Raw genomic sequence first — 6,370 nt, 5'->3', positions numbered from 1 at the left:
ACGCCCCACTTTTCTTCCAGAAGCTTCGACAGCTCGGCCGCCTCGAGGACGGTCAGCTTCGAAAGGTCGTCTACGATCTTTGCGAGATCAGCCATTGTTGTGTTCCTTCATAAGGTTCGAACGTGTGTTTGTGATAGCGAGGAACGGCCTCATGCCGCCTCGTCCTTCCGGGCGTAAGCGCCGATGACGCGCGCGACCGAGGCCGCTGGCGCATTGACGATCTGGGCGATCCGGGTTGCCGGCGTGGCGATCATGCCAACCAGCCTGGCGCGCAGCTCATCGAGCGACGGAAGTGTGGCGAGTGCCTTCACACCGTCGGCATTGAGCGAGGTGGTGCCCATTGCGCCGCCGAGAATGACGAGCTTGTCATTTCCCTTGGCGAAATCGGACGCGACCTTCGGCGCCGCAATCGGATCCTCCGAATAAGCAATCAGCGTCTGTCCCTTGAACAGCTCGATGATCGATGCGGAGTCCGTGCCCTGAAGAGCGATTTTGGCGAGACGGTTCTTCGCGACTTTGACGGTGCCACCGGCGGCGCGCATTTTCGACCGAAGGTCGTTCATTTGCGCGACGGTGATACCGGCGTAGTGGGCCACGACCACTGAACCTGCGTTCGAGAACGCACCGTTCAGGCCCGTGACGAGTTCGCGTTTTTCCGCTCTGTCCACTGCCTATCTCCAGTTGACCCCAATCCTGTTAACGGGAACATCCCATTGACGAGGACAGGCGTCGGGTTGCCTTTTGTCGGCCGGGCCATCCAGTAACGGATCTCCCGAACGACGCTCGAGGATCCTGCCCCCTTTCGCCACATCGACGGTCAAGCCGGCGATGCGCAGACAAAAGGCAAACACGGTTCGAACCTTTCATTGGAGCAATCGCTCCGTTGTCCGGTCTTCACCCGTCTCATGCAGGCCCAAATCGAATTAAGGCTTCTGGGCCGCCTGCAATCTCGGACAGGATGTCCGGAAACCTCTCGGCTTCCGGTACCGGGCCGCCAACTAGGTCGGAGGCCCGGAATTCTTTGCAGATCAGCCGTTTACCGGCCGATCTCGATCAAAACTTATCAGGACGCGTTGAGCGTCGCGACGTCGAGCTTGAGGCCCGGGCCCATCGTCGAGGTGACCGACACCTTCTTGACGTAGTTGCCCTTGGCGCCAGTCGGCTTTGCCTTGGTCACCGCATCGGCGAAGGCGCGGATGTTCTCTTCCAGGGCCTTGACGTCGAACGAGACCTTGCCGACGCCGGCATGGACGATGCCAGCCTTCTCGACACGGAACTCGACGGCGCCGCCCTTGGATGCCTTGACGGCGGCGGCAACGTCGGTGGTGACGGTGCCGACCTTCGGGTTCGGCATCATGCCGCGCGGGCCGAGCACTTTGCCCAGACGACCGACGAGCGGCATCATGTCCGGCGTGGCGATGCAGCGATCAAAATCGATCGTGCCCTTCTGGACGATGTCGACCAGATCCTCGGCACCGACGATGTCGGCGCCGGCGGCGCGCGCTTCGTCGGCCTTGTCGCCACGGGCGAACACGGCGACACGCACCGAGCGGCCGGTGCCGTTCGGCAGGTTGACCACGCCGCGGACCATCTGGTCGGCATGGCGCGGGTCGACGCCGAGGTTCATGGCGACTTCGATGGTCTCATCGAACTTCACCGAGGAACGGTCCTTGAGCAGCTTCAGCGCATCGCCCAGGGCATAAGCCTTGTTGGGATCGATGCCTTCGCGGGTCTTCGATACGCGCTTTGCAATCTTTGCCATGATCTTAGCCCACCACTTCCAGACCCATCGAGCGGGCGGAGCCCTCGACCATGCGCATGGCCGCTTCGACGTCGTTTGCGTTCAGGTCTTTCATCTTCGCGGTGGCAATCTCGCGGACCTTGTCACGCGAAACCGTCCCGGCCTTGACCTTGCCCGGCTCCTTGGAACCGGACGTCAGGTTCGCCGCCTTCTTCAGGAAGTAGCTCACCGGCGCCGTCTTCATGACGAAGGTGAAGGACTTGTCCTGATAGTAGGTGATGACGACCGGAACCGGCGATCCCTTTTCCATTTCCTGGGTCTGCGCGTTGAACGCCTTGCAGAATTCCATGATGTTGATGCCACGCTGACCAAGCGCCGGGCCGATCGGGGGAGACGGCGTCGCCGATCCCGCTTTCACCTGGAGCTTGAGCTGGCCTGCAATTTTCTTAGCCATCTCTTTTCCTGCCTTTGTCTATGCCGGTCATGCCGGCGGTTGCAGTCTGGTGGTGCGGTTCGCGCAGCCGGCTAAAGCCGCACTCGCCTCCCACCGTCTCAGGCCGCGCGCTTCCGCGCCGCCTCCCCCGATCGCCAAACCGGCGCCAGGGATTTCGGATCAGCCCTTTTCGACCTGTCCGAATTCCAGATCGACAGGCACGGCGCGCCCGAAGATCGAAACTTCCACCTTGAGCCGTGCCCGCTCCTCGTCCACTTCCTGGACGAAACCGTTGAACGACGCGAAGGGACCATCCGAAACGCGGATCGCTTCGCCGATCTCGAACGTGACCGAAGGCTTCGGCCGCTCGACGCCTTCCTGGACCTGGTTCAGGATGCGCTGGGCTTCCGCCTCGGTGATCGGCACCGGCTTGGAGTCGCCCAGAAAGCCGGTGACCTTCGGTGTGTTCTTGACCAGCGAGAACACCGCATCGGTCAAATTGGCCTTCAGCAGCACATAGCCCGGGAAGAACTTCCGCTCGGCATCGACCTTGCGGCCGCGGCGAACTTCGACGACCTTCTCGGTCGGAACCACGATCTGGTGGATGTCGGCGGACAGGCCCTTCTGCTTGGCCTTGTTCTCGATATCCTCGGCGACCTTCTTTTCAAAGTTCGAATAGGCGTGGACGATGTACCAGCGCGCGGTCATTTCAAGACTTCTCCGTAATCGCCGGACTTAGCGTCCGATGCCCAGAATCTGTTCGACCGCAAGGCCCATGAGCTGATCGGCGGTGAAGAAAAAGATCATCGCGATCACTGCGAAGGCCAGAACCATCACCGTCGAGATCATCGTTTCGCGTCGCGACGGCCAAGTCACCTTGGCGGTCTCCGCGCGAACCTGCTGGAGAAAGACGAAAGGATTTGTGGTTTTCGAAGCCATATGCCGCTCTGTCTTCAAGACCCGTTGGCCGGGTCTCCTGGATGATCCCGCTGGCCGGGACGTGCCGCCTGAGCCCAATCTCGCGCCGAATCAGCGCAATCATTTCGCCCATGCAAATCAGACGCGTAAAGCCGGTTTCCCAGCTCCACGCGTCGCGTGTCTGTTTCGTCTACATAAAACCGATTCTTGATCCACGCAAGTGGCAAGTCTCCGCTTTATGACCAAACACCGCCTCGGAACCATCCAGTCGTTCCGTCCCGGCTATGGCGCTCTTATGCCCCAATCGACCCTATATGGCAAGCGGGTCGCCGATTTTCAAAGGCCAGGCCATGGAAATATCGTTTTGAACGCCATTCCGAAACGGCGAAACATTGGGTTGAATGCCATTCAGGGAATGGCACGGGCAGCAGGGCTCGAACCTACGACCTGCGGTTTTGGAGACCGCCGCTCTACCAACTGAGCTATGCCCGTATCGTGCGCATGTCGGCGCAGAAGGCGCTTCCTAAAAGCTTCCGCACGCTCTGTAAAGAGCGGTTTGCAAGCAAACGCGCCTTAATCCCGACAAGGCCATCCGGGTCGATCCCAAGCTCCGGCCTGAAGTCGCCAGCGCGCGGTGGCGTGATTGAGAGAGACGTCGCCTGCCCTCTTCGATGTGGAGCGTCCTCAAGCGGCATTCGTGGCAGGCTGCGGTCGCCCGCGTGCAAGCCAAAGCGCCCAGCCGCATATCAGGAGTTCGCATGCGAACGTCCAGTGCAGCAAAAAGCTGAGCACCCAATTGCTGAAGTCCGCCGGTACAGTGACGAGTTCGAACGCCCGCCGATCGAATGGCATCAGCCACAATATCGGCGACGCCAGCGTATCGAGGACCATATGCAGCATGGCGGCGGCAAAGAAGGCAGCCGTGGCTGCCAGATACGAGCGGGCGCGCCAGCTGACGAATAGCAACGACAGCGCCCCTGCGGCCGCCCAGAACAGCGGCCAATGCGTCATATAGGAGTGATGGTGGGTGCGTCCGCCGTCGATGAAATGGAAATACAGCATATCGATATCGGGGATGACACTGCCGACTATGGCGGCCCCGACGATAGCCGGGCTGCCAGGCCACTGCCTGCGCATGAACGTTCCGAGAATATAGCCACTTGGAAGATGGGCGATCAGCATCTCGGGACCGTTCACGGTTGCAGGCCAGTGCAGCATTCCGCCCTATTGTGGCGTTATTCCGGATGCCTGCGCCCGATACGCTTCGTGCCGATCATGGTTCCGTACCCGGTGGCTTATAGGGGCCGCCCGGCACGCCCCAACCCAGGCCGGCATCGATCCTCCGCCTGCCTGGCGCCGCCAGCAGCGACGATAGCATCGGAAGCGGCTCAACCTGCCTCATGGCCGGTTTCCGGCTCCGCCGCACACTACAATTTGGCCGGCGCATCAGCCTCGGCATTGGCGGAAGGCCGGATCCGGCAATTCTCGGGTCTTGGCACCGCCTCGCAAATGGTGGCACCGGTCAGCGCGTCGACCGATTGCAGGCCGGTCGTCAGGCCGACCTTCAGCATCATGCCGGGTTCCAGCCGGCGCTCGGCCGAGCGTCGCTCGATCGCTGCGAACAGGGCGGGACCGATCGCCATCTCCTCGAGATAGGCCTTGACCATCTGCTTTTGCCCCATCGGGTAAAGGCTAAGCCGCGCCTGGGGACCGACAAACCGCCTGATGCCGCCGGCAAGCATCAGCGCGCAGGCCGAATCGCACTCCACGCCGGCATCGATGCTCAGCCCGGCATAGGCGCCCTCTTTGGCCAGGCAATTCCACGCTCCTGGGTCACAGCCGACGAAATCGGTGCGGCCAACGGCGACGTCGAGCTTCTTTTCATGGATAAGCCGTCCTGCCGCCAGGGCGCTGAGCAGGTCGCCTCCCCTCGAACTGATCACGACAGGCAGTTGCCGTTTGCCAAGCATGGCGAGCAATTGGCGCAGCTTCTGCGGGGTCCGGGGGGTGATCGCGCCTTCTGCCGAGATCCATTCCGGGCAGTCTGGATTGCAGAGCGGATTGGTGCCGCGAACGACGACGAAGCGCATGTCTTCATCGCGCCGCGCCGCCTCGGGTTCGATCGGTGGCGGCGTGGCCGCGGTCGCCGTCAGGCCATCAGGCTTGTTCCCCGGCACCTCCCGGCAATTCGCGGCCAGGCGGCCGGGCTCGCACAGGCTTGCCGCTGTCAGCAGGCCTACAGCGTCCGTGCTGGTGACCAGCTTCATCGCCAGCATGTCGTCGAGGGCGATCTGGTGGATTTCGCTGGCCGGGGTGCCCTTCATCGTTTCGAGCATGCTTTGTTCGATGCCCATCTGTTTCAGGTAGGCTGCCAGCTTTTTCTCCACGGACTTGCTCATCTCGTAGGTCTTGTAGCTGCCGGCATTCTTGCGGCTGACGATCTTTGTGTTGAGGATCTTCTTCTTGCCCCCCACGACGCGATAGGTGGTACGGTATTGCAATTTCGTGCGGATGTAGGTCGTGGTGATCTGATGGACGCCGAGATAGGCCCATTCGCCGGCCACCCGCCTGATACCGCCGGCAAACATCAGAGGACAGGCGGAATTGCACATGGCGCCATAGTCGATGACATCGCCGAAGTAGCGGGCGTCACGGTCCTGGCACCCCTTCGCACCGGGCTGGCAGCTGGAAAACACCGTCTTGCCGATGGCGATATCGAACTTGTTCTTGCGGATCAGCCGGCCAAGCGTCAGCGCCGCCTCGACATTGCCGCCGGGAGAATCGACGACAACAGGCAGTTTCCGGCCGCCAAGCGTCTTCAGCATGCGTTTGAAGAGTGCCGGCGTGCCGGCTTCTATCGAGCCCTCGGCCGATATCCATTCCGGGCAGATCGGCTCGCACCCCGGTGCGTTGCTGCGAACGATGCCGAACCGCATTGTCGGCCCAAGATCCGGCGCCGCATCCGCCGCAAAGGCTGCGGGGCCTGCGGCAAGCAATGCGAGCAGCCAGGTCAGAGCCAGCGGCCACAATGCCCGACGATGGAAAAACCGCCTTGGAACCATTTGAAAAAAGCCCCTCGATGCAACCTATACTAGTCGAGGCCCGGAGCCTTGCAACAGGGTTCGGCTGACAGAGTCGCAACCGATAGCCCCGCAAAAGAAAAGGGCGGCCCGAAGACCGCCCTTTTCTTGTCGATCCGGCGAATGCCGGGCTCGATTATTCCTTGATGGTGACGACGATGCCGGCACCGACGGTGCGGCCGCCTTCACGGATAGCGA

At 61.7% G+C, this 6,370-nt stretch carries 7 protein-coding genes, 1 tRNA gene and 1 pseudogene; all 9 read right to left on the bottom strand.

Annotated elements, in window-relative coordinates; all coding sequences use genetic code 11:
• Positions 1–95: pseudogene (locus tag EOC06_RS30240) on the bottom strand (50S ribosomal protein L7/L12); the annotation flags it as partial.
• Positions 96–149: 54 nt separating this feature from the next.
• Complete coding sequence (gene rplJ, locus EOC06_RS30235) at positions 150–668, bottom strand: 50S ribosomal protein L10 (RefSeq protein ID WP_013531412.1); 519 nt, start codon at positions 666–668, stop codon at positions 150–152.
• Positions 669–1,063: 395 nt separating this feature from the next.
• A complete protein-coding gene (rplA, locus tag EOC06_RS30230) occupies positions 1,064–1,762 on the bottom strand; it encodes a 50S ribosomal protein L1 (protein WP_013531411.1) in 699 nt (232 codons plus the stop codon).
• Between the two features lie 4 nt (positions 1,763–1,766).
• Positions 1,767–2,195: a 50S ribosomal protein L11 gene (gene rplK / locus EOC06_RS30225; RefSeq protein ID WP_013531410.1), complete on the bottom strand. Its 429-nt coding sequence runs from the start codon at positions 2,193–2,195 to the stop codon at positions 1,767–1,769.
• A 159-nt stretch (positions 2,196–2,354) separates the two neighbouring features.
• Positions 2,355–2,882: a transcription termination/antitermination protein NusG gene (gene nusG / locus EOC06_RS30220; protein WP_013531409.1), complete on the bottom strand. Its 528-nt coding sequence runs from the start codon at positions 2,880–2,882 to the stop codon at positions 2,355–2,357.
• Positions 2,883–2,909: 27 nt separating this feature from the next.
• Entirely contained in the window at positions 2,910–3,113 is a 204-nt protein-coding gene (gene secE / locus EOC06_RS30215) for a preprotein translocase subunit SecE (protein WP_013531408.1), read from the bottom strand.
• A gap of 395 nt (positions 3,114–3,508) precedes the next feature.
• Positions 3,509–3,584: transfer RNA gene (locus EOC06_RS30210), tRNA-Trp, on the bottom strand.
• A gap of 192 nt (positions 3,585–3,776) precedes the next feature.
• Positions 3,777–4,274, bottom strand: coding sequence for a metal-dependent hydrolase (locus EOC06_RS30205; protein WP_127332164.1), 498 nt, complete (start codon positions 4,272–4,274; stop codon positions 3,777–3,779).
• A 245-nt stretch (positions 4,275–4,519) separates the two neighbouring features.
• A complete protein-coding gene (locus EOC06_RS30200) occupies positions 4,520–6,154 on the bottom strand; it encodes a hypothetical protein (RefSeq protein WP_128309517.1) in 1,635 nt (544 codons plus the stop codon).
• Between the last annotated feature and the right edge of the window lie 216 nt (positions 6,155–6,370).

The sequence above is a fragment of the Mesorhizobium sp. M7A.F.Ca.MR.362.00.0.0 genome, assembly GCF_004023175.1.
Taxonomy (GTDB): Bacteria; Pseudomonadota; Alphaproteobacteria; order Rhizobiales; family Rhizobiaceae; genus Mesorhizobium.
Note: the sequence above shows the minus strand (reverse complement) of the source record. Positions and strands in the feature narration are given on the sequence as shown.